This is a genomic window from Sulfitobacter sp. W002 (assembly GCF_025142135.1).
GTDB classification, from domain to species: domain Bacteria; phylum Pseudomonadota; class Alphaproteobacteria; order Rhodobacterales; family Rhodobacteraceae; genus Sulfitobacter; species Sulfitobacter profundi.
Map to the genome: position 1 here is coordinate 2,249,027 of NZ_CP081126.1, position 22,590 is coordinate 2,271,616.

25 protein-coding genes are annotated in these 22,590 nt (G+C 62.3%); 12 read left to right on the top strand and 13 right to left on the bottom strand.

Features of this window, described 5'->3' with window-relative positions; genetic code table 11:
• Nucleotides 1–28: 28 nt before the first annotated feature.
• The 6 genes from K3758_RS11085 to K3758_RS11110 all read left to right on the top strand — a co-directional run bounded on the left by K3758_RS11085 (nucleotide 29) and on the right by K3758_RS11110 (nucleotide 4,877).
• Nucleotides 29–877, top strand: coding sequence for a ferredoxin--NADP reductase (locus K3758_RS11085; protein WP_259944764.1), 849 nt, complete (start codon nucleotides 29–31; stop codon nucleotides 875–877).
• A gap of 189 nt (nucleotides 878–1,066) precedes the next feature.
• Nucleotides 1,067–1,327, top strand: a complete 261-nt coding sequence (locus K3758_RS11090) for a pilus assembly protein PilZ (RefSeq protein ID WP_067626161.1) — start codon at nucleotides 1,067–1,069, stop codon at nucleotides 1,325–1,327.
• Between the two features lie 65 nt (nucleotides 1,328–1,392).
• Nucleotides 1,393–2,046 carry an SDR family oxidoreductase gene (locus tag K3758_RS11095; protein ID WP_259950070.1) on the top strand — a complete coding sequence of 218 codons (654 nt, stop codon included), beginning with the start codon at nucleotides 1,393–1,395 and terminating at the stop codon, nucleotides 2,044–2,046.
• A gap of 72 nt (nucleotides 2,047–2,118) precedes the next feature.
• Nucleotides 2,119–2,904: a 5'/3'-nucleotidase SurE gene (gene surE, locus K3758_RS11100; protein ID WP_259944767.1), complete on the top strand. Its 786-nt coding sequence runs from the start codon at nucleotides 2,119–2,121 to the stop codon at nucleotides 2,902–2,904.
• Entirely contained in the window at nucleotides 2,901–3,557 is a 657-nt protein-coding gene (locus K3758_RS11105; RefSeq protein ID WP_007120302.1) for a protein-L-isoaspartate(D-aspartate) O-methyltransferase, read from the top strand. The genes surE and K3758_RS11105 overlap by 4 nt, the downstream gene beginning before the upstream one ends.
• A gap of 60 nt (nucleotides 3,558–3,617) precedes the next feature.
• Complete coding sequence (locus K3758_RS11110; RefSeq protein ID WP_259944772.1) at nucleotides 3,618–4,877, top strand: peptidoglycan DD-metalloendopeptidase family protein; 1,260 nt, start codon at nucleotides 3,618–3,620, stop codon at nucleotides 4,875–4,877.
• A 62-nt stretch (nucleotides 4,878–4,939) separates the two neighbouring features.
• Here the strand turns inward: K3758_RS11110 and K3758_RS11115 are convergent, their stop codons facing one another.
• The 4 genes from K3758_RS11115 to K3758_RS11130 are packed head-to-tail and all read right to left on the bottom strand — an operon-like array spanning nucleotide 4,940 to nucleotide 7,590.
• Nucleotides 4,940–5,788, bottom strand: coding sequence for an ATP-binding protein (locus K3758_RS11115; RefSeq protein ID WP_259944774.1), 849 nt, complete (start codon nucleotides 5,786–5,788; stop codon nucleotides 4,940–4,942).
• The gene (gene tatC / locus K3758_RS11120; RefSeq protein ID WP_067626153.1) at nucleotides 5,785–6,642 is read right to left on the bottom strand and encodes a twin-arginine translocase subunit TatC; all 858 of its coding nucleotides are present in this window, start codon (nucleotides 6,640–6,642) and stop codon (nucleotides 5,785–5,787) included. Before tatC ends, K3758_RS11115 begins: the two co-directional genes overlap by 4 nt.
• Nucleotides 6,643–6,647: 5 nt before the next feature.
• Nucleotides 6,648–7,316: a Sec-independent protein translocase protein TatB gene (tatB, locus tag K3758_RS11125; protein WP_259944777.1), complete on the bottom strand. Its 669-nt coding sequence runs from the start codon at nucleotides 7,314–7,316 to the stop codon at nucleotides 6,648–6,650.
• 4 nt (nucleotides 7,317–7,320) lie between these two features.
• Nucleotides 7,321–7,590 carry a twin-arginine translocase TatA/TatE family subunit gene (locus K3758_RS11130; protein ID WP_259944779.1) on the bottom strand — a complete coding sequence of 90 codons (270 nt, stop codon included), beginning with the start codon at nucleotides 7,588–7,590 and terminating at the stop codon, nucleotides 7,321–7,323.
• Between the two features lie 183 nt (nucleotides 7,591–7,773).
• Between K3758_RS11130 and K3758_RS11135 the strand changes: the two genes are divergently transcribed.
• The gene (locus K3758_RS11135; RefSeq protein WP_259944781.1) at nucleotides 7,774–8,436 is read left to right on the top strand and encodes a YafY family protein; all 663 of its coding nucleotides are present in this window, start codon (nucleotides 7,774–7,776) and stop codon (nucleotides 8,434–8,436) included.
• A gap of 64 nt (nucleotides 8,437–8,500) precedes the next feature.
• Here K3758_RS11135 and K3758_RS11140 read toward each other — a convergent pair whose 3' ends face one another.
• The 5 genes from K3758_RS11140 to K3758_RS11160 all read right to left on the bottom strand — a co-directional run bounded on the left by K3758_RS11140 (nucleotide 8,501) and on the right by K3758_RS11160 (nucleotide 12,608).
• Entirely contained in the window at nucleotides 8,501–8,857 is a 357-nt protein-coding gene (locus tag K3758_RS11140) for a Lin0512 family protein (protein WP_259944783.1), read from the bottom strand.
• The gene (locus K3758_RS11145) at nucleotides 8,850–9,200 is read right to left on the bottom strand and encodes a Lin0512 family protein (RefSeq protein WP_259944785.1); all 351 of its coding nucleotides are present in this window, start codon (nucleotides 9,198–9,200) and stop codon (nucleotides 8,850–8,852) included. Before K3758_RS11145 ends, K3758_RS11140 begins: the two co-directional genes overlap by 8 nt.
• Nucleotides 9,197–10,285, bottom strand: coding sequence for an ABC transporter ATP-binding protein (locus K3758_RS11150; protein ID WP_259944787.1), 1,089 nt, complete (start codon nucleotides 10,283–10,285; stop codon nucleotides 9,197–9,199). The genes K3758_RS11145 and K3758_RS11150 overlap by 4 nt, the downstream gene beginning before the upstream one ends.
• Before the next feature lie 42 nt (nucleotides 10,286–10,327).
• The gene (locus K3758_RS11155; RefSeq protein WP_259944789.1) at nucleotides 10,328–11,686 is read right to left on the bottom strand and encodes a sodium:proline symporter; all 1,359 of its coding nucleotides are present in this window, start codon (nucleotides 11,684–11,686) and stop codon (nucleotides 10,328–10,330) included.
• A gap of 142 nt (nucleotides 11,687–11,828) precedes the next feature.
• A complete protein-coding gene (locus K3758_RS11160; protein ID WP_259944791.1) occupies nucleotides 11,829–12,608 on the bottom strand; it encodes an SDR family oxidoreductase in 780 nt (259 codons plus the stop codon).
• A gap of 138 nt (nucleotides 12,609–12,746) precedes the next feature.
• Between K3758_RS11160 and K3758_RS11165 the strand changes: the two genes are divergently transcribed.
• Entirely contained in the window at nucleotides 12,747–13,760 is a 1,014-nt protein-coding gene (locus K3758_RS11165; protein ID WP_259944793.1) for a Hint domain-containing protein, read from the top strand.
• Here the strand turns inward: K3758_RS11165 and K3758_RS11170 are convergent.
• Nucleotides 13,757–14,140 carry a nuclear transport factor 2 family protein gene (locus K3758_RS11170; RefSeq protein WP_259944795.1) on the bottom strand — a complete coding sequence of 128 codons (384 nt, stop codon included), beginning with the start codon at nucleotides 14,138–14,140 and terminating at the stop codon, nucleotides 13,757–13,759. The two genes, K3758_RS11165 and K3758_RS11170, sit on opposite strands and share 4 nt — an antisense overlap.
• A 104-nt stretch (nucleotides 14,141–14,244) precedes the next feature.
• On the opposite strand from K3758_RS11170, the gene K3758_RS11175 reads away from it, so the two are divergent.
• The 4 genes from K3758_RS11175 to K3758_RS11190 all read left to right on the top strand — a co-directional run bounded on the left by K3758_RS11175 (nucleotide 14,245) and on the right by K3758_RS11190 (nucleotide 19,390).
• Nucleotides 14,245–15,864 carry a peptide chain release factor 3 gene (locus K3758_RS11175; protein WP_259950072.1) on the top strand — a complete coding sequence of 540 codons (1,620 nt, stop codon included), beginning with the start codon at nucleotides 14,245–14,247 and terminating at the stop codon, nucleotides 15,862–15,864.
• Nucleotides 15,865–15,942: 78 nt separating this feature from the next.
• On the top strand, nucleotides 15,943–16,878 hold the full coding sequence (locus K3758_RS11180) for a glycosyltransferase family 2 protein (RefSeq protein WP_259944797.1): 936 nt from the start codon (nucleotides 15,943–15,945) through the stop codon (nucleotides 16,876–16,878).
• 149 nt (nucleotides 16,879–17,027) lie between these two features.
• Complete coding sequence (locus K3758_RS11185) at nucleotides 17,028–18,626, top strand: DEAD/DEAH box helicase (protein ID WP_259944799.1); 1,599 nt, start codon at nucleotides 17,028–17,030, stop codon at nucleotides 18,624–18,626.
• Between the two features lie 101 nt (nucleotides 18,627–18,727).
• Nucleotides 18,728–19,390: a hypothetical protein gene (locus tag K3758_RS11190; protein ID WP_259944801.1), complete on the top strand. Its 663-nt coding sequence runs from the start codon at nucleotides 18,728–18,730 to the stop codon at nucleotides 19,388–19,390.
• On the opposite strand, the gene K3758_RS11195 is transcribed toward K3758_RS11190, so the two are convergent.
• From K3758_RS11195 to K3758_RS11205, 3 genes are read right to left on the bottom strand one after another with little or no spacing between them, the layout of a single operon-like run.
• Complete coding sequence (locus K3758_RS11195) at nucleotides 19,374–21,041, bottom strand: ribonuclease J (protein WP_259944803.1); 1,668 nt, start codon at nucleotides 21,039–21,041, stop codon at nucleotides 19,374–19,376. The two genes, K3758_RS11190 and K3758_RS11195, sit on opposite strands and share 17 nt — an antisense overlap.
• 1 nt (nucleotide 21,042) lies before the next feature.
• On the bottom strand, nucleotides 21,043–21,819 hold the full coding sequence (locus tag K3758_RS11200; RefSeq protein ID WP_259944806.1) for a type III pantothenate kinase: 777 nt from the start codon (nucleotides 21,817–21,819) through the stop codon (nucleotides 21,043–21,045).
• A gap of 22 nt (nucleotides 21,820–21,841) precedes the next feature.
• Nucleotides 21,842–22,573, bottom strand: a complete 732-nt coding sequence (locus tag K3758_RS11205) for a biotin--[acetyl-CoA-carboxylase] ligase (protein WP_259944809.1) — start codon at nucleotides 22,571–22,573, stop codon at nucleotides 21,842–21,844.
• Between the last annotated feature and the right edge of the window lie 17 nt (nucleotides 22,574–22,590).

The window sequence follows — 22,590 nt, forward strand, 5'->3', positions numbered from 1 at the left end:
GGCCGCAAACCGATTTGCGGAAACCATGATGACCGAGCAGAGCACAGTGAACCAAACCGCCGCCAAGCCCGTCCCGACGTTGCCCGACGCCCAGACCGTGACCTCTGTCACCCATTGGACGGATCAGCTGTTCTCGTTCCGGGTATCGCGGCCCACGTCCTTGCGCTTCCGCTCGGGCGAGTTTGTCATGATCGGCCTGATGGGCGATCCGCATCCCGAGACGGGCAAGCAAAAACCGCTGTTGCGCGCCTATTCCATCGCCTCGCCTGCGTGGGACGATGAGTTGGAGTTCTACTCAATTAAGGTGCAGGACGGCCCGCTGACCTCGAAACTGCAGCACATCCAGCCCGGCGACCAGATCATCCTGCGGCCCAAACCCGTGGGCACGCTGGTGCATGACGCGCTGCTGCCGGGCGACCGGTTGTGGATGTTCGCCACGGGCACGGGCTTTGCCCCCTTTGCCAGCCTGCTGCGCGAGCCTGAGACCTATGAGAAATTCGATGAGGTCATCGTCACCCACACCTGCCGCGATGTAGCGGAACTGGAATATGGCCGTCAGTTGATCGAAGGGCTGAAGGCCGACGAACTGATGCAAGAGCTGATCGGCCCCGAAAACCTCGCCAAGATTCGCTATTACCCGACCACCACCCGCGAAGAGAGCCCCAAGATGGGCCGGATCACGAACCTTTTGCAGGATGGCACGGTGTTCAAAGATCTGGGCGTGCCCCAGATCAATGCCGCCCATGACCGTGCCATGGTCTGCGGCAGCCTTGGCTTCAACAAGGATATTATGGAGATTCTCGAAGGCTTTGGCCTGACCGAGGGCGCCAATTCCGACCCCCAGCATTTCGTCGTGGAAAAGGCCTTTGTTGGCTAACGCAGGTTAAGCCTTACGAAAGGTCGCAGCGTTACAAGTGAGTCGTCGGCGCTGCTTTGCCGACGCTCTGGCAGAACCCTGCGCATCCCCAAAACGCCCCCTTCCGCTGCACTGCGGCAGGGGTTAGCTGACGCCTTGCGAGCGCGGGGGACTGCCGCGCAAAACGCAACCACAGGCGAAAGGCACATCATGACGAGCACTGGGACCCCGACCCCAAAGAAAGTCTCCGATCTGGCAACTGAAAAGGCCGATCTGTCCAGCACAGCGCTGATTGGTATTTTCGGCAGCGACGCCACGCCCGGCGCGCTGATCCGCGAAGGCGGTGGCAAAATCTCCCGCGTTGAAGTTGGCGACCAAGTCGCTGGCGGCGTTGTTGCGGCCATTGGGCAAGGCACATTGGTGCTCTCCAGCCGCCGCGGCAACAAAGTGCTGCGCCTGCCGCAGGGCTGAGCGGCTCCATGAGGCGCGACACCGCGCCTCTTGACCTGCCGCCCGGGGCAGTGCACATCGCGGGCATGAGCAAGACAGCATTGATCACCGGCGCGTCGCGCGGCCTTGGGGCCGCTCTGGCAGAGGCTTTGGCCCCCACCCATCACATCATCGCCGTTGGTCGCACGACCGGCGCCTTAGAAGAGTTGGATGACCGCATCCAAGCTAAGGGTGGCAGCGCCACACTGGCCCCGATGGACATCACCAACGCCGATGCGATGGCGGTGCTTTGCCGGGGCATCCATGACCGCTGGGGCGGGCTTGACCTCTGGCTGCACAGCGCCGTGCACGCAGCTCCACTAACGCCCACCGATCACATCGACGCCAAGGATATGGAGAAATCCATCGCGGGCAATGTCACTGCCACAGCGCGGCTGATCACCTTTGTCTCCCCGCTTTTGGGGGCAGAGGGCACGGCGGTCTTCTTTGACGATCCACGCGCTGGCACGAAATTCTTCGGCAGCTACGGGGCCACCAAGGCCGCGCAGATCGCGCTGGCGACCTCTTGGCAGGTCGAGACCGCGCAGATCGGCCCGCGCGTCCATATCCTCACCCCCGACCCGATGCCCACCGCCACCCGCGCGCGTTTCTTCCCCGGTGAAGACCGCGCGGCGCTCAGCGACACGGCCACGCAGGCCGCTGCGGTATTGGCGCAACTTTCGGAAAACTCCGCCTTGTGAACCGCGCGGCACCGGCGCGCTGCGCTTGCCGCCGGTCCGCCCCTCGCCTATCAAGGCTAAAAGGGGCCTTTCATGCGTATTTTGATTACAAACGATGACGGCATCAACGCGCCCGGTCTGGCCGTGCTGCGCGCCATTGCCGAGGAATTGGCCGGGCCCAAGGGCGAGGTCTGGACCGTCGCACCCGCGTTTGAGCAATCCGGTGTCGGCCATTGCATCAGCTACACCAAGCCGATGATGATCTCGCAACTCGACGACCGCGTCTTTGCCACCGAAGGCTCCCCCGCTGACTGCGTCCTTGCCGCGATCCACGACACGATGACCGCCGCCCCCCCCGATCTGGTGCTTTCGGGCGTGAACCGGGGCAACAACGCGGCTGAGAACGCGCTTTACTCTGGTACTCTTGGCGGAGCGATTGAGGCCGCGTTGCAAGGTTTGCCCGCCATCGCTCTGTCGCAATACTATGGCCCCGCTAACCGCGATCTGGCCGATCCGTTCGAGGCCGCCGCCCAGCATGGCGTCGAGACCTGCCGCCGCATTCTGGACCATAGCCCCAGCGAAGATGCCGCCTACGGCCTGTTTTATAACGTAAACTTCCCCCCCGTCGCGGGCGCCGATGTGCGCGGCATCCGGCTGGCCCCTCAGGGCCGTCGCCCCGGCACCGGGTTTTCCACCGAAGCGCATCTGTCGCCCTCGGGCCGCCGCTTTTTGTGGATCAAAGGCGGCGACCAGCGCGTGCAAACAGCGCCCGGCAGTGACGCCTGCGTAAACCTTGATGGCTATGTCTCGGTCACCCCAATGCGCTGTGACCTGACGGACCACGCAGCGCTTGAAACACTCACAGGCATCAACGGATGAACGAAGAGCCGATCTCTGAGGCGGAACGCAAGATGCAGTTCCTCTACGCGCTGCGCTCCAAGGGCGTGACCGATGCGCGTGTGCTGACAGCGATGGAAGCGATTGACCGCGGCCCCTTTATCCGCGGCCTCTTTGCCAGCCGCGCCTATGAGGACATGCCCCTGCCCATCGCCTGCGGTCAGACCATCAGCCAGCCCTCTGTCGTGGGATTGATGAGCCAGGCCTTGCAGGTGTCGTCGCGCGATAAGGTGCTCGAAATCGGCACCGGCTCGGGCTATCAGGCCGCGATCCTCAGCAAGCTCGCGCGGCGGGTCTATACGATCGACCGGCACCGGCGTTTGGTGCAAGAGGCGCGCGGCGTGTTCGAGGCGATGGATCTTAACAACATCACCGCGATCACCGCCGATGGCAGCTTTGGCCTTGCCGAACAAGCACCCTTTGACCGGATCATCGTGACAGCCGCCGCCGAAGACCCGCCCGGCCCCCTGCTGGCCCAGCTTAAGGAAGGCGGCATCATGGTGCTGCCCGTCGGCCAATCCGACACCGTCCAACACCTCATCCGCGTGCGAAAGACCGCTGATGGGCTGGAATACGACGAATTGCGCGCCGTGCGCTTTGTCCCCCTGCTGGAAGGCTTGGGCAAGGACGGCTAATAGGTTAGAGAGACACGGACAACGCCCCTTACCATCTGGGGCGAAGATGAGGACTTGCAGATGCGCCAAACACGCTTGCGCCGCCCCATGCGGCTGACCCTAATGGCCGGGACCAGTGCGATACTGCTGGCAGGTTGCGAAAATCAGCCACTGGATTACGACATGCGCAGCACCTTTGGCGATGGGTTTTCCACCGCCGAAGCGGCACGCGGCCCCTTGGCGGACCGCCCCAAGCCCGACGCCCGGGGCGTGATCGCCTACCCCAATTATCAAGTCGCCGTGGCCCGCCGTGGCGATACGCTAAAAGACGTCGCCGCGCGTGTGGGGGCCGACAGCGGCGAACTCGCACGCTACAACGGCATTGATCCGGGCGTCCCGCTTCGCCAAGGAGAGATCATCGCCCTGCCCCGGCGGGTGGCCGAACCTGCCCCCGGCACCAATGGCGCCGTCGATATCACCACTCTTGCGGGCAGCGCCATCGACCGCGCCCCGGCGACGCCGAGCGTGCAAACGCAAAGCCTGCCCCCTGCAAGCACCGGCACCACCGCGCCGCAGCCCACAGCGCCTCAGCCTACCGCGCCGCAATCGGCGAAAGAGCCGGTGCGCCACCGGGTCGAGCGTGGAGAGACCGCCTATACCGTTGCGCGCCTCTATAACGTGCCGGTCAAGGCGCTGGCGGAGTGGAACGGCCTTGGCCCCGATTTCGCGATCCGCGAGGGGCAATTCCTGCTGATTCCGGTAGAGAAACAAGCGCCCCCGCGTCAGGCGACCAACACCGCATCCAGTGCCGCCGCCGCCCCGCGCCCCGTGCAACCTGTCACCAGCGCACCCGGCGCGGGCAGCCCCACGCCGACGCCCCCTTCGGCTGCCAAACCGCTGCCGCAGGATGAGACGGCGAAACCATTGCCTCCCAAAGTCGAACCGAAAGAGCCTGTGGCTGATGTTGGCGAGCCCACCGCCCCTGTAAAAACGACGAAGATGACGCCGCCGGTCCAAGGCTCCATCATCCGCGCCTATTCCAAGGGCAAGAACGAGGGCATCAACATCAAGGGCAACCCCGGCGGGCCGGTGAAGGCCGCCGAAGGGGGCACCGTGGCCGCGATCACCAAAAGCGCCGAGGGCATCCCGATTGTCGTGGTGCGCCACCCGGACAACCTGCTCACGGTCTATGCCAATGTGGACGGCGTGAATGTCGCCAAGGGCGATACCGTCAGCCGGGGCCAACAGATTGCCAAACTGCGCGGCGGGTCGGAATCGCATGTGCATTTCGAGGTGCGCAAAGGCTTCGAGAGCGTCGATCCGACGCCCTACATCCAGTAATCAAACAAAAAAAAGCCCGCAGAACTTGCGGGCCTTTTTGCTGAAACACCAGACAGGCGCGGTCACCCTCCCGAAACGGGAACGCCCTTTCGGCCAGCCAAATCCACGAAATACTGCCATGCCACCCGGCCCGACCGCGCCCCGCGTGTGGCCTGCCATTCGACAGCCTCTGCGCGCAGGGTGTCGTCGTCGATCTCTACGCCGAAGGCATCGCAATAGCCGCGGATCATCGCCAGATACTGGTCCTGATCGCAGGGATGAAACCCCAGCCAAAGCCCGAACCGGTCAGAGAGAGAGACCTTCTCCTCGACCGCCTCCGAAGGGTTGATCGCACTGCCCCGCTCATTTTCGATCATGTCGCGCGGCATCAGATGACGGCGGTTCGAGGTGGCGTAGAGCACCACATTCTCGGGCCGCCCTTCGATGCCACCATCCAGCACCGCCTTCAGCGACTTGTAATGCGCGTCGTCATGGCCAAAACTGAGGTCATCGCAAAACAGGATAAACCGCTGCGGTGCCCCGCGCAGCAGAGTCAGAAGCCGCCCGACCGAGGGTAGGTCTTCGCGCTGCAATTCGACGATGCGCAGCACTTCATGTGATGCTTGAACATCTGCGTGTATCGCTTTGACCAGACTGGATTTCCCCATGCCCCGCGCACCCCAGAGCAGCGCGTTGTTCGCAGGTAAACCTGCCGCGAATTGCCGGGTGTTGGCCAGAAGGGTATCCCGCGCCTGATCGACGCCAATCAACAGCCGCAGGTCGATCCGTGCGACCTGCGGCACCGGCACCAGACGGTCGGGGTCGGTGTGCCAGACGAATGCCGTCGCGGCGTCAAAGTCCGGGGCGGACAGCGGCGCCGGAGACATACGCTCCAGCGCCGCAGCGATACGGTCCATCGGATCGTCGATCACAGCAGGTCTTCCTCGTCTTCGTCGTCAAAGTAACCCTCTTCGCGCAGCTTCTCGTCGCGCTTTTTCTCGACCCGGCGCACGAGGAAGATCGAGATTTCGTAAAGGCCGTAGACCACAACAAACAAGATCACCTGCGTGATCACGTCCGGCGGGGTGACCAGCGCGGCCAACACGAGGATCGCCACCACGGCATATTTACGGACGTTGCCCAGACCTTCGGAACTGACCAGCCCGGCCTTGCCCATCAGGGTCAGCAGCACGGGAAGCTGGAAGCATAGGCCAAAGGCCACGATGAACTTGATCGTAAGCGAGAGGTATTCCTGCGCCGAGCCTTGGAATGCGATGGCCGCGATGCCGTTCTCACCCTCTGGCCCCTCACCGACGAGCGTGCCCGCCTGCTGGAACCCAAGGAAGAAGTCGAAGGCCAGCGGCGTGACGACGTAAAAGGCAAAGGCCGCACCAAGGAAAAACATCACCGGCGAGGAGATCAAAAAGGGCAGAAAAGCGCCCTTCTCGTTCTTGTAGAGCCCCGGTGCCACGAAGCGCCAAAGCTGGTAGCTGATGAAGGGAAAGCCCAGCACCAGACCGCCCAAAAGCGAGATCGAAATCGCAACGAAGAAACCTTCTTGCAGTTTGATCAGGATCAGCCCGCAATCCTCTTGGCCCCGTTCCGCCATGGCCGAACACAGCGGTTCGGTCAGGAAGTTGAAGATCGGATTCCAGACGGTAAAGCAGATCACCATACCGATGATGAAGGCGATGACCGAATGGATGAGCCGCGTGCGCAGTTCGGCCAGATGTTCGATCAACGGGGCCGAGCTGTCGTCGATCTCATAGTCGTCGGAGGCGCTCATTTAACTTACTCTTTTTTCGCAGCGGGTTTGGCTGCCGCTGGCTTTTTGGCGGCAGGCTTTTTGGCAGCGGGTTTCTTGGCAGCAGACTTTTTCGGCGCTGCTTTGGCCGCTGTTTTGACCGGCGCCGCTTTGGTTGAGGCCGCTTTAGCAGGCGCCGCCTTGGCTGGTGCCGCGTCTTTCTCGATCACGGGCCGCGCCGGTGCAGCTTTCGCAGCCTCGTCCCGGGCCGGGGCCGTGTCAGAAAGCTTCGCCTCTGCCGCCTCGGCCTGAGACATGGCTTCAGCCGCTTCGCGCTGCTTGCGCTCGGCTGCGGCGCGGGCGGTGCTGGCTTGGATCTTCTTCACATCCTCGGCCTTTTGCGCCGCCAATTTGCCGGTCTCGCTCTCGGGGTCGAAGTTGGTCAGCGAGCGGGTCGCGTCCTTCACCTCATCCATGGCGCTGCCGAGCGGGTTGGTCGCGGTTTTCAGCGACTTGTTCAGCGACGACGACATCTCGCGCATGCCGCTCTCGTCGGCGGCGTCATTCATGGCCTGACTGAATTCACGCGCCATGCCCTTGGCCTTGCCCACGAATTGCCCAACGCGCCGAAACAGCACGGGCAGGTCCTTGGGGCCGACCACGATCAGGGCCACCACGCCGATGACTAAAAGTTCCGTCCAACCCAGATCGAACATCGGGTTACACCCGGTCCTTGTCGGCCTTCAGGTCGTTCTTGGGATGCGTGCCCTGATCGGTATGCTCGGGCAGGTCGGCATGGTGCACTTCGTCGACATGTTTGATGTCGTCGGTGCGCTTGGTCTCTTCTTCACCTTCGCTGATGCCTTTTTTGAAGCTGGTGATGCCTTTGCCGACTTCACCCATGAGCGAGGAAATCTTGCCGCGGCCGAAAAGCACCAGCACGACAACCGCGATCAGCAGCAGGCCCGGCAGTCCGATATTGTTCAACATGTCTGTTCTCCCATCATGTTTGGCGCAAGTCATGCAGCGCCGTCCTGCCTGTGATAGCGGGCGGCGGCAGGACCATGAAGGGGCAAAGCGGCGGATGGGCGGTGCTGCGGGCAAAGGACTGCCGATTTTCGGGCGTGCAATTCCCCTTATGACATGTTTTTGTCAGGAGCGTCAGGAGGCGTCATGGTGTCAACGAAAACCGAAGATCGGCTCGTGCGGTTGATCGACAGGCTGCGGGATGGGCGGCTGCACCGGGCCGAGGATTTGGCCCGGCTGTTTGGCGTTTCCCCTCGCACGATCTACCGCGATATGGGCAAGCTCAGCGCGGCGGGCCTGTCCATCGCCGGGACGCGGGGCGAAGGCTATCGGATCACCCCTGCGATCACCCTGCCCCCGCTGACCTTAACTCCGTCCGAGTTGGAGGCGCTGAACCTCGGCCTTGCTGTCGCGGCAGAGGTTGGCGACCCCGCCTTACAGGGCGCAGCAGAGACATTGGCCGCCAAGTTCGACGCGGTCTTGCCGACCGAGACCATCGCCGAGGGGGCCGCTTGGTCGCAGGCGCTGACGGCGCAGGGCAAGGCCACGCGGGTTTTTGCCCATTTGCCGGTGCTGCGCGCCGCGGTGCTGGCGCGTCAGAAGCTGCGGATCGGGGTCGCGGGGGAAGAGACCCGCGTGCTGCGGCCACTGAAGGTTGAGAATTGGGGGCAGTTTTGGATGCTGACCGCCTGGTGCGAAGATGAAATGGGATTTGCTACCTACGCGATCGATCAGATCGAGAGCGCCGAGGCCTTGCCGGAGCTGTTCGTCGACGAGCCGGGCAAAACGCTGGCTGACTACCACCCCTAGCCCTGAATCACGGGCGCAGGTCCGCTTGGCTGGCCCAGACCGCCCGGACGGTCTGCCCCCCGGCTCAGCCCTTCAGTTGCCAACCGGTCTGCGGTGGCAAGAACGCCTCGACACTCGCCTGCGCGATCACAATGGTATCCTGCCCTGTCGGCACGTTCAGCCCACCCTTCACGGCACGTACCTCGGCCCGGCCACGCGGCAGATTGGCCACCAGCGCATCGACATCTACCTTTTCAGGCTCTTGCACCGCCACGGTGACCTGCACACGCATTTGGTCCGGGGTCACGTCAAGCGCGCCGAAAAGCGGCAGAGAGGAATGGCGCAGGGCATCCTCGATCGCGCGGGCGGCGGCTTTGGTATAGTCCATCCCGTGCAGATCGTTGCCCATGCCCATTTCGATGATGATCCGCTGCTCAGCCATCGGCACGCTCCATGTCGAAGCCCACGGAAAGGGCCACATTGGCCATGACGGTTGGGTTCCCTTCCCCTTCGGGGCGCGGCACGTCGAGCCCGCCGTGATGCAGGTTCACCGTCACCTCGCCATAGGGAAAGACCGCGCGCAGCGCTTCGGCGTCGACCAGATCGGGGCGCTGCACGCCCACGTCGAGGGTGATGCGCATGGCCGATTTATCGAAACCGAAAAGCTCGGCCAGATTGATCGAATTATGCCACAGCGCATCCTGCACCGCGCGTTTCGCGGCCTGCGTATAATCACCGCGCCGCAGCGAGGAGCCCATGCCGAATTCCACCAACAGCGGCTTCATGAGGTCACCGGAAAGACAAAGCAACGATCGCGGCGCACGGTCAGCCACATGACGGCGCCGGGTTGCGGCAAAAAGACATTTGGCACCGTGGCCTTGAGCCGCGATCCGTCCTCTTCCAACACAAATTCAACAAGGCTTTCGTTCCCCATAAAGCGCGCACGTTCCACCACGGCGCGGGCCGGTGTGCCATCGGTCGCCGTGGGCCGTGGGCCTTTGCCCGCCCGGTCAAAGTCGATGCGCAGGTGTTGGGGGCGAAAGACAATATTTACCGGCGTGCCATCTGGCACCCCGGGGGCCAGGAATTGGCCAAAGACGGTATCGGCCAGCGCCCCGGTCACCGTGGCCTCAAGCACATTGGCATCGCTGAAAAATGCGACAGAGGCGCGATCGACGGGCCGCGTATAGACGTTATAGGGCGCGCCCTGCTGGACGATCTTGCCGTCGCGCATCAGCGCAATCTCATCGGCCATGCGCATCGCCTCATCCGGCTCATGGGTGACCAGCAGAACGGCAGTGTCTTCTTCTTTCAGGATGCTCAGGGTCTCATCGCGGATGCCGTCGCGCAGACGGTTGTCGAGGCCGGAAAAGGGCTCATCCATCAGCATGATGCGCGGCTGCGGCGCCAGCGCACGGGCCAGCGCCACGCGCTGCTGCTCCCCGCCCGAAAGCTGGTGCGGATAGCCGTCGATGTAGCGCAGAAGGTCCACCCGTTCGAGCAATTCCTCAATCCGCGCACGCTTCTCGGCCTTGGTGCCTTTCTTGAGGCCAAAGCCCACGTTGTCGGCCACGCTCAGATGCGGAAACAGGGCGAAATCCTGAAACATCAGCCCAATCTCGCGCCGCTCTGGCGGGACGCGGAACATGGTGTCGCAGATTAGCTTGCCATCGACGTGGATCGTGCCGCTGTCTTGCATCTCAACACCCGCGATCATGCGCAGCGTCGTGGATTTGCCGCAGCCCGAGGGGCCAAGCAGACAGGTCACCTGCCCCGGCATGATCTGCAAAGACACGTCATCGACAACCTGCCGCCCGCCATAGGCGCGCCGCAAATTGCGGATTTCCAGTCGGGGGGTGGGGTCACTCATGGAAACTGCGGTATCCGATCAAATCACTCGGAAACCCAGCTATCAGCCTCGCCGCGCCCCCGCAAGCACCGCTGCGAACCCGGCCAGTAGCACGATCACGCAAATCACCAGCAATTGCTCGTATTTATGCCCCTCAGGCAAAATGGAGGCCACCGGCGCCCAGCCCCGTGCGAAATAGGCCGCAGCCCCCAGCATCGCGGCGGCAAAGGCGGCGAGGTAACTCCAGACCGCGATGCGGCGCCCGGCCACCAGCCCTACCAGCAGCACCGGGGTAAGGAACATCGACGCGGTCCCGCTGACCGCCACGGCATCGAAAAGCGTGGCATTGCCCCAAAGCGTCAGCAGCGCACCAAGCGCCATGAACCCCGCCATCACCAGCCGCCCGCCCCTCAGGCTGCGCGGCGCGATGCGCCATTCTTCGACCATCAGTCGCGCGGCCGAAGCCAATGCGGAATCGAGCGTCGACAGTGCCGAGACCAGCAGCGACAGCATCAGCGCCACGAAGATCCAGCCCGGAAACATCTGCCCCCATGTGCCGATCAATTCGCCTTCATAGGCCGCACCGGTCAGGCTGGCTTGGATGCCGAAAAAGCCAAAGCCGATGATGCAAAGCGTCGAAATCCAAAAAGCGTGCAAGAAAGAGGCCCGCGTGGTTGTTTCATCGGCCAGAAAGCCGCGGTCCATCATCACCGGGTCATGGGCGGGGTAGGAGAAGACCTGCAACAGGGCGACCGCCAAAAGCACCCAACCGTTATAGGGCCCCGAGACGCCCGGCGCACTCAGCACCGCGCCAAGTTCGAACCCCGGGCTCAGCAGCAGCGCGCCAAGCGCGAGGCCGAAAACGACAAGAAAGACCAGCATCTGCACCACATCCGTGCGCAGCGCGGCGGAAAGCCCGCCCCATGCCGAATAGCCAAAGCCCAAAGCCGCGACGATCAGCACCGCCAGCGTGCCGGACCCCGGCCAGACGGCCTCGAAAATCAGCGCAACGACCAGCAGATTGGCAAAGACCTCGGACAGCAGCCGCAGCCCGATCACGAGGTTATAGGCCGCCGTGCCCGAACGCCCGAAATGCCCACCCAGCCAGTCTTGCACCGACCGCGCGCCGCCCCGGCGCAACTGCCCCACGATAAAGCCGCCCGTCAGGAATGAGCCATAATAGGCCGCATAGGCCAGCGTGCCCGCGATGCCGTAGAAATAGCCCAAGATCGCGGCGTTCATTAGGCTGCGGGCAAAAATCCATGTGGTGACTTGGCTTAGCACCAGCACCCAAAGCCCCGGCGCACGGCCCGCCGCATTGGCGCCACCAAAGAACCCTTCGACCGTTGCGCGACGCGGGGCCACCAGCAGGCTGGCAAGGATTATGGCCGCGAAAAGAAGGACAAGAACGGTGGTTTGCATGCGGACGGACCTTTTTCGAAAAGCTGACCCTCAAGGGTTAGCCGCCGCCCTCAATCCCCGCCAGCGCTGAAACCACTGCTGTCAGGAATGTGATCCGATGCGAAGTGCAATGGCCGGGACGCGCGCCCCGGCCAAACTCAGCTTACATGGTGAGATTGGTGCCGCCGCCATCCAGCAGCAGGTTCTGGCCCACGATGAAGCCCGCGTGCTGCGAACAAAGGAACGCACAGGTCGCGCCGAATTCATCACGGGTGCCATAGCGGCCTGCGGGAATGCCCGCCTGCCGCTCGGCGCGGGCCTCGTCCAGCGTGATGCCCTTCTGCTTGACCACCCCCGCATCAAGCGAATCCGCGCGGTCGGTGGCATGGATGCCCGGCAGCAGGTTGTTAATCGTGACCCCCTTGCCCGCGACCTGACGCGCGGTGCCCGCGACATAGCCCGTAAGCCCGGTCCGTGCCGAGTTGCTCAGACCCAAAACAGCAATCGGCGCGCGCACCGACTGGCTGGTGATGTTCACGACCCGGCCCCAGCCACGGTCCATCATGCCGGGCACCAGCGCTTTGATCAGCGCGATGGGGGCCAGCATATTGGCATCGAGCGCCTTGATGAAATCTTCGCGGTCCCAGTCATGCCACATCCCCGGAGGCGGGCCGCCCGCGTTGTTGACGAGGATGTCACAGCCCTCAGCGGCCTTGATGACCAGCGCCTGCCCCTCCTCGGTGGCCACATCCGCCGCCACGGTAACGACCTCAACGCCGTAATCCTGACGGATACGTTCCGCCGATGCCTCAAGCGCCTCTGCGCCGCGCGCGTTCATCACAAGGTTCACCCCTGCCGCCGCCAGCGCCTCGGCGCAGCCAAGGCCAAGCCCTTTGGACGAGGCACAGACCAGCGCCTTCTTCCCCTTGATTCCCAAATCCATTTTGCGATTCCTCCTATGCATTTGCATATGCCTACCACGCCCTGCGGCCAATGCCAGCAAATCACCCGGGCCTTGACCCATCCGGGCCACAATTCTACCTTATCCCGCTGGCGAAAGCCCCAAAGCCAAAGGCCCGTCATGTCCCGCACCCGCACCGCCCCCGCACAGAACATCGCCGTCTACCGCGCCGGGCAATTTTGCGCGAGCGACGGGGCGAATATGGGCGATACGCTGAGTTTTGCCGCCGAATTGGTGTTGGATGATGTCTATGAGTTGGACCGCGCAGCCGAGCCACAGCGCCTGTCGTTGCTGACCCTGCCGGGCGATCAATTGCGTCTTGCCGAGGATACCGGCGTGGGCACCCCCGGCGCGGACCTGCACCTTGATAGCCTGCTGACGCTGATGTCGCCCGACGGGCAGACCCAAGAGGCGCTGCTGCTGGTCGAGGTTGATGGCAACGGCCACGCGGCTGAGGTGTACCTTTTGCCGCTTGGCCCGCTGACCCCGCAGACGGGCTACCGTATTGTGGGCATCGACACCCAGACCGCACGTCAGAAATTCGGCCAACTCGCCTGCGTGTCCTTCACACGCGGCACCCATATCTCGCTCAGCACCGGAGAGTTGCGCCCCATCGAAGACCTTCGCGTCGGTGACCGTATCCTAACCCGCGACGACGGCGTTCAAACCCTACGCTGGATCGGTCAAAGCACCCTGCGCGCGGTGGGCGAATTCGCCCCGATCCGCATTCAGGCAGGCACGCTGAACAACGAACATGACCTGATCGTCAGCCCCGACCACCGGCTTTTTATCTATCAACGCAGTGATGAGATGGGCGCGGGCCGATCCGAATTGCTGGTGAAGGCGCGGCATCTGGTCAATGGTGACAGCGTGACGGTGCAGGACGGCGGCTTTGTCGATTACTTCCAACTGCTCTTTGACAGCCATCAGATCATCTATGCCGAAGGGATCGCCGCCGAATCCATGCTGGTCGACAGCCGCACCCGCTCTGTCCTGCCGCCCGAAATGGCGGCGGCCTTGGGCGAGGTGATCCCCGGCCATTCCGACCTGCCCCATGCCGGGCTCGATCTGGCGGAGGCGTTGCTCAACCGCCCCGATGCGGCGGCGCTGCTGCGCAAAGCCTCGACCCGTTAGGGGGCCTCAACGGCATAGTGAAACTCTTCCCGGACGATCTTGCCGTCTTTCACGTGATAAACGCCGATCTCTTCCATCTGAAAGCGGTCGCCGCTTTGCTTGTCCGTGGCGTCGACCTTGAAGACCGCGCTGAACTGCTCATCGCCGAAATAAAACGGGCCAGAGATTTCGGTCGCGTGCTCTTCCATCGCGTTTTCCCACCAGTCGTGTTTGCCGTGGATGGCCTTGATCCCATGCGTCTCACGCCCCTGCCCGCCCATATCGGCGGCCTCTACCGAAACGGCATCCTCGGCATATAACTTATCAAGGTTCTCACGCACTTTGGCGGCACCGGCCCGGCAACCGTTTACCAACTCTTGAGCAATCTCTTTCAGTTCCATCGCAAAACCCTCCATGTACCACTTATGTTCTCATCCTATGCTGAGAGCCGATTCGCAGCAATGGCCAGATTGCGCCCGGTCGCGGCGCAGCCTATATGGGGCGGATGTTGGACACGCCGCAAAACCGCCCCGCCCTGCCCGCCGAGATCGCGCGCCGTCGCACCTTTGCGATCATCAGCCACCCTGACGCGGGCAAGACCACGCTGACTGAAAAGTTCCTGCTGTTCGGCGGGGCCATTCAGATGGCTGGCCAAGTGCGCGCCAAGGGCGAAGCACGGCGCACGCGGTCGGACTTTATGGCGATGGAAAAGGACCGGGGCATTTCGGTCTCGGCCTCTGCCATGTCGTTTGATTTCCACAGTGGTGACACCAATTATCGGTTCAACCTCGTTGATACGCCCGGCCACTCGGATTTTTCGGAAGACACCTACCGCACGCTGACGGCGGTAGATGCCGCCGTGATGGTGATCGATGGCGCCAAGGGTGTGGAAAGCCAGACGCAGAAGCTGTTTGAAGTCTGCCGGATGCGCGACCTGCCGATCCTGACCTTCTGTAACAAGATGGACCGCGAGAGCCGCGACACCTTTGAGATCATTGACGAAATTCAAGAAAACCTTGCCATCGACGTGACGCCCGCAAGCTGGCCCATCGGTGTGGGCCGCGATTTCGTGGGCTGCTATGACATGCTGCGCGACCGCCTGGAACTGATGGACCGCGCCGACCGGAACCGCGTGGCGGACAGCATCAAGATCGAAGGCTTGGATGACCCCAAGCTGGCCGAACACGTCCCCGCCGCCCTGCTGGAAAAGCTGCGCGAAGACCTTGAGATGGCGCGCGAATTGCTGCCGCCCTTGGACCTCAAAGCGATGCACGAAGGCACGCTGACGCCGATCTGGTTCGGCTCTGCGATCAACTCTTTCGGGGTGCGTGAACTGATGGACGGCATCGCCAAATACGGGCCGGAGCCGCAGATCCAAGCCGCCACGCCGCGTCAGATTCTGCCCGAAGAAACCAAGGTCGCGGGCTTTGTCTTTAAGGTGCAGGCCAATATGGACCCCAAACACCGCGACCGGGTCGCCTTTGTGCGCCTTGCCTCGGGGCATTTCGAGCGCGGCATGAAAATGACCCATGTCCGCACCAAGAAACCGATGACGATTTCCAACCCGGTGATGTTCTTGGCCTCCGACCGCGAATTGGCCGAAGAGGCTTGGGCCGGTGACATCATCGGCATCCCCAACCACGGGCAGCTGCGCATCGGTGACACGCTGACCCAAGGCGAAGCGCTGCGCGTCAGCGGCATCCCCTCCTTCGCGCCCGAACTGCTGCAATCGGTCCGCGCGGGCGATCCGCTGAAAGCGAAACATCTTGAGAAAGCGCTGATGCAATTTGCCGAAGAAGGTGCCGCGAAAGTGTTCAAGCCCTCCATCGGCTCGGGTTTTGTTGTGGGCGTTGTTGGCCAGTTGCAATTCGAAGTGCTCGCCAGCCGGATTGAGTTGGAATACGGGCTGCCGGTGCGGTTCGAGCCGTCGCAATTCACCTCGGCTCGCTGGGTGAACGGCATGAAACAAGCCGTTGATAAGTTTACCGAAAGCAACAAACAGCACATCGCTCATGACCACGACGGCGACATCGTTTACCTGACCCGTCTGCAATGGGACATCGACCGGGTTGAGCGCGATTACCCGGATGTGAAACTTACCGCGACCAAGGAAATGATGGTCTGAATTAGCCTCTCCGGTATGGGTCGTAAGCCTTGATTTCGTGCGCAATCATGGCATTCTGGACCCAACTGGGGAGACGCGATGACGACGACGACGAAATGGGGGCTGGTTGCCACAATTTTGGCCCCCGCTGACGAGATACGACGCTTTGCCGCCTACCATCTTGAGGCAGGTGCGCATCGGCTCTATCTATTTCTCGACGCTGAGAACCCAGAGGCTTTCGACAGTTTGAAAGCCCAACCCAAGATCCGCGTCGTCACCTGCGATGATGCCTATTGGCAAAAGCTCTGTGGCAAACGCCCCCAAAAGCATCAGGTCCGCCAAAGCCAGAACGCCACCCGCGCCTATAACCGCGCGGATGATGTGGATTGGCTGATCCATATGGATGTGGATGAATTCCTCGTTGCCGAGCGCCCTGTGGGACAGGTGCTCGCCGCCCTGCCCGCAGCGCAAAAGATCGCCCGCATCCGCCCGATGGAGGCTTTGGCAGGCGATGCGACAGCCTTCAAATCCTTCATTCCAAACGGCCCGCAGCGGGCGCAGATCGTGTCGGAGCTTTATCCAACCTATGGCGAATACGTCAAAGGGGGATTCTTGAGCCATTTGGCCGGAAAGGTCTTTGTCCGCACCGGGATGGCCGACGTTCGTCTTCAAATACACAACGCTTTTCAGAATGACGCGATGATTGAGGGGCCAGAGCAGCAGCCCGGCATTGATCTGGCGCATCTGCACGCGAAAAGCTGGCCCGACTGGCTGGCCGCCTATCGCTACCGGCTGGAAAAAGGCTCTTACCGTTCCGATCTCGCCCCCAACCGGCCCCGTGATCGCGGTGGGCTGTCGATGCATGAGCTTTTTTCCATGATCGAAGCCGAAGGGGGCGAGGCGGGATTGCGCGCCTTTTTCAATGAGGTCTGCGCCGACACCCCCGAGTTGCGCGCAACCCTAAAGGCGAAGGGATTGCTGCGCCTTGCCGATCTCGACCTTGATGCAAAGGTGTCGCGCCATTTCGCAAGTTAAGCGCCTGAGAGGTCAAGTGTTTGACGGCTGGGCCGCAACTTGCTATGCGCTTTCGCAACATGCCGCGGCATATGCCGCCCCTAGGGCCATTCGGGCCGGCTTGTATTGCTGCCGCGGGCCAAGTCAGTGTCCGCTCAACCCGGACGCACATGACAAAATTTACCGATCTAAACCTGAATGCCAAGGTCCTCAAAGCTGTTGTAGAGGCTGGCTACGAATCGCCCACACCTATTCAGGCGGGCGCCATTCCCCCCGCTCTCGAAGGCCGCGACGTCTTGGGCATCGCCCAGACCGGCACCGGCAAGACCGCCAGCTTCACGCTGCCGATGCTGTCGCTGCTCGCCCGGGGCCGCGCTCGTGCGCGGATGCCGCGCAGCCTCGTGCTTTGCCCCACGCGGGAATTGGCCGCACAGGTGGCCGAGAACTTTGACACCTATTCCAAGCACCTCAAGCTCACCAAAGCGCTGCTGATCGGCGGCGTGAGCTTTAAAGAGCAAGACAAGCTGATCGACAAAGGCGTCGACGTGCTGATCGCCACACCGGGCCGCCTGCTCGATCATTTCGAGCGGGGCAAGCTGATCCTCTCGGACGTGAAAGTCATGGTCGTGGACGAAGCCGACCGGATGCTCGACATGGGGTTCATCCCCGATATCGAACGGATCTTCGGCCTCACGCCCTTCACCCGTCAGACGCTGTTCTTCTCGGCCACCATGGCGCCAGAGATTGAGCGGATCACCAACACTTTCCTCAGCAATCCTGAGCGGATCGAAGTGGCGCGTCAGGCCACCACGAGCGAGACGATCGAACAGGGCGTTGTCATGTTCAAAGCCTCGCGCAAGGACCGTGAAGCCACCGAGAAGCGCAAGTTGCTGCGTCTGCTGATCGACGCCGAAGGCGAGAAATGCACCAACGCGATCATCTTCTGCAACCGCAAGATGGACGTGGATACCGTTGCTAAGTCTTTGAAGAAATACGGCTATGACGCCGCCCCGATCCACGGTGATCTGGACCAAAGCCAGCGGACCAAGACGCTCGAAGGCTTCCGCAATGGCGAGCTGCGTTTCCTCGTGGCCTCAGACGTTGCCGCGCGCGGGCTTGATGTGCCGAGCGTGAGCCATGTCTTCAACTTCGACGTGCCCAGCCACGCCGAGGACTACGTTCACCGTATTGGCCGCACCGGCCGTGCGGGCCGCGACGGCAAGGCGATCATGATCTGCCAGCCCCGCGACGACAAGAACTTTGAAGACGTCGAGCGTCTGGTGCAAAAAGAAATTCCGCGCATCGAGAATCCGCTTGGCAACGCCAAACCAGCAGAAGAAGCGTCTGACGCCCCGGCCAAGACCGATGACAAGCCCAAGCGCACCCGGTCGCGCAGCCGCAAGTCGGACAAACCACAGGCCGATAAGCCACAGGCTGAGCAACCGCAGGCCGACGAGCGCCAAACGGATAGGCGCCAAACGGATAAGCCCCAGACGGATAAGCCTCAGACGGACAAGCCCGTTGAGGCCTCCAATGAAGCCAAGCAGCCGCAGGCCGAGGCACCGAAAGATGCCAAAGCCGATGTGACCCCAGAGCGCGACGCCGAAAGCGCGCAGGGCGGGCGCAAATCACAGCGCAGCGGCAACAATGACAAGCCTTCGCGTGGTCGGGGCCGGAATGACAAACGCGGTGGCAACGACAACCGCGTCGTCGGGCTGGGCGATCACACGCCTGACTTTATCGGCCTAAGCTTCCGCGAGCGCATCTGAAACCAGCCCCACGCGGGCATGAATTCGCCGCTGATCCCTGCCGGGATTGGCGGCTTTTTCGTCTGTGCTATGGGAGGAGAAACCTCTCAGATAGGACCATCATGCTGCGCTCTGCTCTCTTCGCCCTCACCCTTGCCCTGACCGCCCTTATCTCTGCCCCTGCCAGCGCCGAGCGCTGCCGGGCCGAGGTCAACGGCGCCGAAGTTGTCGTAGAGGCCGAGAATTTCGCCAATTTCGCCGAGGAAGTCGGCGCCCGCGAACGGCTGATGAATTGGCCCGCGCGGAAATGGAGCAGCCTCTGGGGCGCGCCACCCGCCTGTGACAGCGGGGTGCTGTTTGACTACCTTGCCACCACTGTGCCGCTCGACCAGATCGACGGCTATTGCCTGACCGCCACACCCGAGGATGGGCATTTCCTGATCCCCGGCGCGCGGAACTATCGCGGCTATTGCAAAAAGACCTTTTGCGAACGGGTGAACACCACCAAGGAAGAGACCGTCGAGATCAGCAAGAACATCGCACGATCCGCGGTCGACACCATCAGTCAGCCGGACAACCTACGCGCCGTGGCGCATAAATCCGGGGCCTTCATTTTGACGGGAGGGGCATCTGCACTGAGCGCCAATCTGGCGACTACAGGCACGACGCTGGCCACCGCGCTATCGACCCCCGCCGCCCTTGCGGCCACGGGGGTGAGCGTGGTCGCAGTGGGCGGCGCGGTCTATATGTGCAGCGGTGGGGAGGAGGTCAGCTCAGACGGCTGACCACCACGGTGACTTCGGGTTTCTTGCCGATTTCGTCATAAGACGACTGACGTGCGACCTTTTTCAGACCGTCGTTCAGCTTGTCGTCATCCCGCAGGGTGGCGGCTTTCTGACGGTTCAACCACTGGCTGAGGTCTTGCTCCAGCACATCCACAAGCGGTGCATTGGACCGACCTGTCTCCGGCAAACCCATCAGATCAACCCAAGGCTCGCCCAAGGGCTCATCATCCGCATCCAAAATCATGGTCACGGTGGCATGGCCGTTCAGCGCCATGCGGATACGGTCGCGGATCACACCATCCAGCGCGCCGACTTGAACCGACCCGTCCAGATACATGCGGCCCGTGTCGACATGTTCGACCACCTTGGGCTTGTTGCCCGACAGGTCGATCATCATACCGTTCACGGCCAACACGCCGGTGATGCCCTTGGCATTGGCAATCTTCACATGCTCGCGCAGGTGACGGTGCTCGCCGTGCATGGGGATCAGAACCTGCGGTTTGACGATCGCATGCAGCGTCTCAAGGTCCGGTCGGTTCGCGTGGCCTGACACGTGATAGAGCCCCGAGGAATCATCCACCACATCCACACCCTTTTCAGAGAACTGGTTGATGATGCCGATCACGCCGCGCTCATTGCCCGGGATGGTCTTCGACGAAAAGAGGAACAGATCGCCCTCTTTCAACTCGATGCCCTGATACTTCCCCCGTGCCAGCTGCGCAGAGGCCGCGCGGCGTTCACCTTGGCTACCGGTGACCAGCAGCATCAGGTTCTCGCGCGGGATAGCGCGGGCATTTTCGGGAGAGATGACAGGCGGGAAGTCTGTCATCACACCGGTCTGGATCGAGGCTTCGACCATGCGGTTCATCGCACGGCCCAGCAGAACGATCGACCGCCCTGCCCGTGCGCCCGCCTCTGCCAGCGTTTTGACCCGCGCCACGTTGGAGGCAAAGGTGGTGGCGACGACCATGCCCTCGGCACTGCTGACCAGCTTTTCGATCTCTGGCCCAACGGTCGCTTCTGAGCGGCCGGGATGAGCGGAGAAGACATTGGTACTGTCGCAGATCAGCGCATTGACGCCATCCTTGCAGACCTCGGCCCAAAGTGCGTCGTCAAAGGCTTCGCCGACGCCGGGCGTGCGGTCGATCTTGAAGTCGCCGGAGTGGATCGTGCGCCCCTCGGGCGTGTCGATGACCATGGCCGAGGATTCAGGGATCGAATGCGAGATCGGCAGGAAGCCCACCTTGAACGGGCCTGCAGTGATCTGCTCTGGCCATGCACTTACCGAGGTGACCGCATCTTCGGGGTGGCCGTGTTCAGACATCTTCCGACGGGCGATATTGGCGGTAAAGGCGCGCGCATAGATCGGCGCTTTCAGCACCTCGTAGGAGTGCGCGATGGCGCCGATGTGGTCTTCGTGGGCGTGGGTGATAAAGATCGCTTCGATCTGATCGCGACGCTTCTTCAGCCAAGAGATGTCGGGTAGGATCAGGTCCACGCCCGGCGTACTGTCCATGTCCGGAAAGGCCACACCGATGTCGACGACGATCAGCCGTTCTTTACCGGGTTTGCCGTAACCGTAGACATAGGCGTTCATGCCAATTTCACCCGCCCCACCGAGGGGCAGATAGATAAATCGTTCGCTGCTCATATTATTCAGCTTTGTCCTTATTATAATCGTGGATCACGGTCAGACCGTGCATCGTGAGTTCATCTTGATAATCATCGAACAGGTCGACTGCCTGCTGAAACAGCGGTGCCAGACCCCCCGTGGCAATAACGCGCATGGGTCTCGCACGTTCCGCCCTTATGCGCTCACATATCTCACGAACCAGTCCGACATAACCCCAAAAGACACCGGACTGCATACAGGCCACTGTATTGGTGCCAATCACATGCGGCGGTTTGGAAATATCGACATGCGGCAAGGCGGCGGCGGCGCTATGCAGCGCCTCTAGGCTGAGGTTCACCCCCGGCGCGATCACGCCCCCGATATAGGCCCCATCGTCGGCCACCACGTCAAAGGTCGTGGCAGTGCCGAAGTCCACCACAATCAGGTCACCGCCATAAAGGTCATAGCCTGCCACTGTGTTCACCAAACGGTCGGGCCCGACCTGCGTGCCCGCATCCACGCGCACGTCGATGGGCAACTCGCAGCCCGGTTTGCCCACCACAAGAGGGCGCGTGTGAAAGTAGCGATCCGCCAGAACGCGCAGGTTGAACACCACCCGTGGCACGGTTGAGCTGATGATCATATCGGTGATGTCAGCGTCGATATTTTGCAGCCGCATCAGCGTGTTAAGCCAGACGTAATATTGATCCGCCGTGCGTTTCCATTCGGTCGAGGTGCGCCAAGTGGCGATAAACTCTTCCCCGTCCCAGATAGAGAACACGGTATTGGTATTGCCGCAGTCGATTGCCAGAAGCATGGTGCCTCCCCTCCCCCAGATTTTAGAAAAACACATCCGCTGCGGTGATGGGCACCGCGCCGTCGCGGGTGCGCAGGATCAGATTGCCTGCGCCGTCTACATCTTCGAAAACGCCGGTGATCTCATCGCGCATGGTGCGGGCGGTGATGACCTCTCCGAGCCGCGCGGCATGGGCGAGCCATGCGCTGCGGATTGTGCTGAAACCATAGGTCGTGAACTGCTCTTCGAGACCGGCATATTCCCGCGCAAGCACATCGAGGAAATCCTCGGCGCTCACATTCGCCCCCGCTTCGCGGAGGGTCACCGCAGGCAGGGCGCGGGCTTCCAGCGTGCTCGCCTCCGGTCCATGGGCAAGGTTCACGCCGATGCCGATCGCCAGATGATCGCCCACACTTTCCAGCAGGATACCCGCCACCTTGCCGCCCCGCAAAAGCACATCGTTCGGCCATTTTAGGGCAAAGGCATCCTCGCGCCCGGTCACCGCAACAAAGGCGCGGTAGAGCGCCAGTGATGTCACGAAGGAGCGCAGCGCGGCGACGCCGGGCGGCTCTTTGCGCGGCATCATCAGTGTGGCCGCGAAATTGCCGCGCGGCGTGGTCCAACTGCGGCCCCGGCGGCCCCGCGCGGCAGTCTGCTCCAGTGCGAGAATCCAAGTCGGTGCGGTCAGCTCTTGCTGTAACCGCGCCGCCTCTGAAAGGGTGGAATCGAGCGTGTCATAGACGCGCCGGCCATAGCCTTCCGGCCAGTGGCTCATGCGCTGGTCCGGCCAAT

Coding starts and splice junctions, on each gene's coding strand:
- tatB (WP_259944777.1), bottom strand. CDS start 7,316: ATGTTCGATCTGGGTTGGACGGAACTTTTAGTCATCGGCGTGGTGGCC.
- K3758_RS11205 (WP_259944809.1), bottom strand. CDS start 22,573: ATGAGCCACTGGCCGGAAGGCTATGGCCGGCGCGTCTATGACACGCTC.
- tatC (WP_067626153.1), bottom strand. CDS start 6,642: ATGAGCGCCTCCGACGACTATGAGATCGACGACAGCTCGGCCCCGTTG.
- K3758_RS11180 (WP_259944797.1), top strand. CDS start 15,943: ATGACGACGACGACGAAATGGGGGCTGGTTGCCACAATTTTGGCCCCC.
- K3758_RS11155 (WP_259944789.1), bottom strand. CDS start 11,686: ATGCAAACCACCGTTCTTGTCCTTCTTTTCGCGGCCATAATCCTTGCC.
- K3758_RS11140 (WP_259944783.1), bottom strand. CDS start 8,857: ATGGCTGAGCAGCGGATCATCATCGAAATGGGCATGGGCAACGATCTG.
- K3758_RS11165 (WP_259944793.1), top strand. CDS start 12,747: ATGTCCCGCACCCGCACCGCCCCCGCACAGAACATCGCCGTCTACCGC.
- K3758_RS11145 (WP_259944785.1), bottom strand. CDS start 9,200: ATGAAGCCGCTGTTGGTGGAATTCGGCATGGGCTCCTCGCTGCGGCGC.
- K3758_RS11085 (WP_259944764.1), top strand. CDS start 29: ATGACCGAGCAGAGCACAGTGAACCAAACCGCCGCCAAGCCCGTCCCG.
- K3758_RS11105 (WP_007120302.1), top strand. CDS start 2,901: ATGAACGAAGAGCCGATCTCTGAGGCGGAACGCAAGATGCAGTTCCTC.
- surE (WP_259944767.1), top strand. CDS start 2,119: ATGCGTATTTTGATTACAAACGATGACGGCATCAACGCGCCCGGTCTG.
- K3758_RS11190 (WP_259944801.1), top strand. CDS start 18,728: ATGCTGCGCTCTGCTCTCTTCGCCCTCACCCTTGCCCTGACCGCCCTT.
- K3758_RS11185 (WP_259944799.1), top strand. CDS start 17,028: ATGACAAAATTTACCGATCTAAACCTGAATGCCAAGGTCCTCAAAGCT.
- K3758_RS11175 (WP_259950072.1), top strand. CDS start 14,245: ATGTTGGACACGCCGCAAAACCGCCCCGCCCTGCCCGCCGAGATCGCG.
- K3758_RS11135 (WP_259944781.1), top strand. CDS start 7,774: ATGGTGTCAACGAAAACCGAAGATCGGCTCGTGCGGTTGATCGACAGG.
- K3758_RS11090 (WP_067626161.1), top strand. CDS start 1,067: ATGACGAGCACTGGGACCCCGACCCCAAAGAAAGTCTCCGATCTGGCA.
- K3758_RS11160 (WP_259944791.1), bottom strand. CDS start 12,608: ATGGATTTGGGAATCAAGGGGAAGAAGGCGCTGGTCTGTGCCTCGTCC.
- K3758_RS11170 (WP_259944795.1), bottom strand. CDS start 14,140: ATGGAACTGAAAGAGATTGCTCAAGAGTTGGTAAACGGTTGCCGGGCC.
- K3758_RS11095 (WP_259950070.1), top strand. CDS start 1,393: ATGAGCAAGACAGCATTGATCACCGGCGCGTCGCGCGGCCTTGGGGCC.
- K3758_RS11130 (WP_259944779.1), bottom strand. CDS start 7,590: ATGTTGAACAATATCGGACTGCCGGGCCTGCTGCTGATCGCGGTTGTC.
- K3758_RS11200 (WP_259944806.1), bottom strand. CDS start 21,819: ATGCTTCTGGCAATCGACTGCGGCAATACCAATACCGTGTTCTCTATC.
- K3758_RS11195 (WP_259944803.1), bottom strand. CDS start 21,041: ATGAGCAGCGAACGATTTATCTATCTGCCCCTCGGTGGGGCGGGTGAA.
- K3758_RS11110 (WP_259944772.1), top strand. CDS start 3,618: ATGCGCCAAACACGCTTGCGCCGCCCCATGCGGCTGACCCTAATGGCC.
- K3758_RS11150 (WP_259944787.1), bottom strand. CDS start 10,285: ATGAGTGACCCCACCCCCCGACTGGAAATCCGCAATTTGCGGCGCGCC.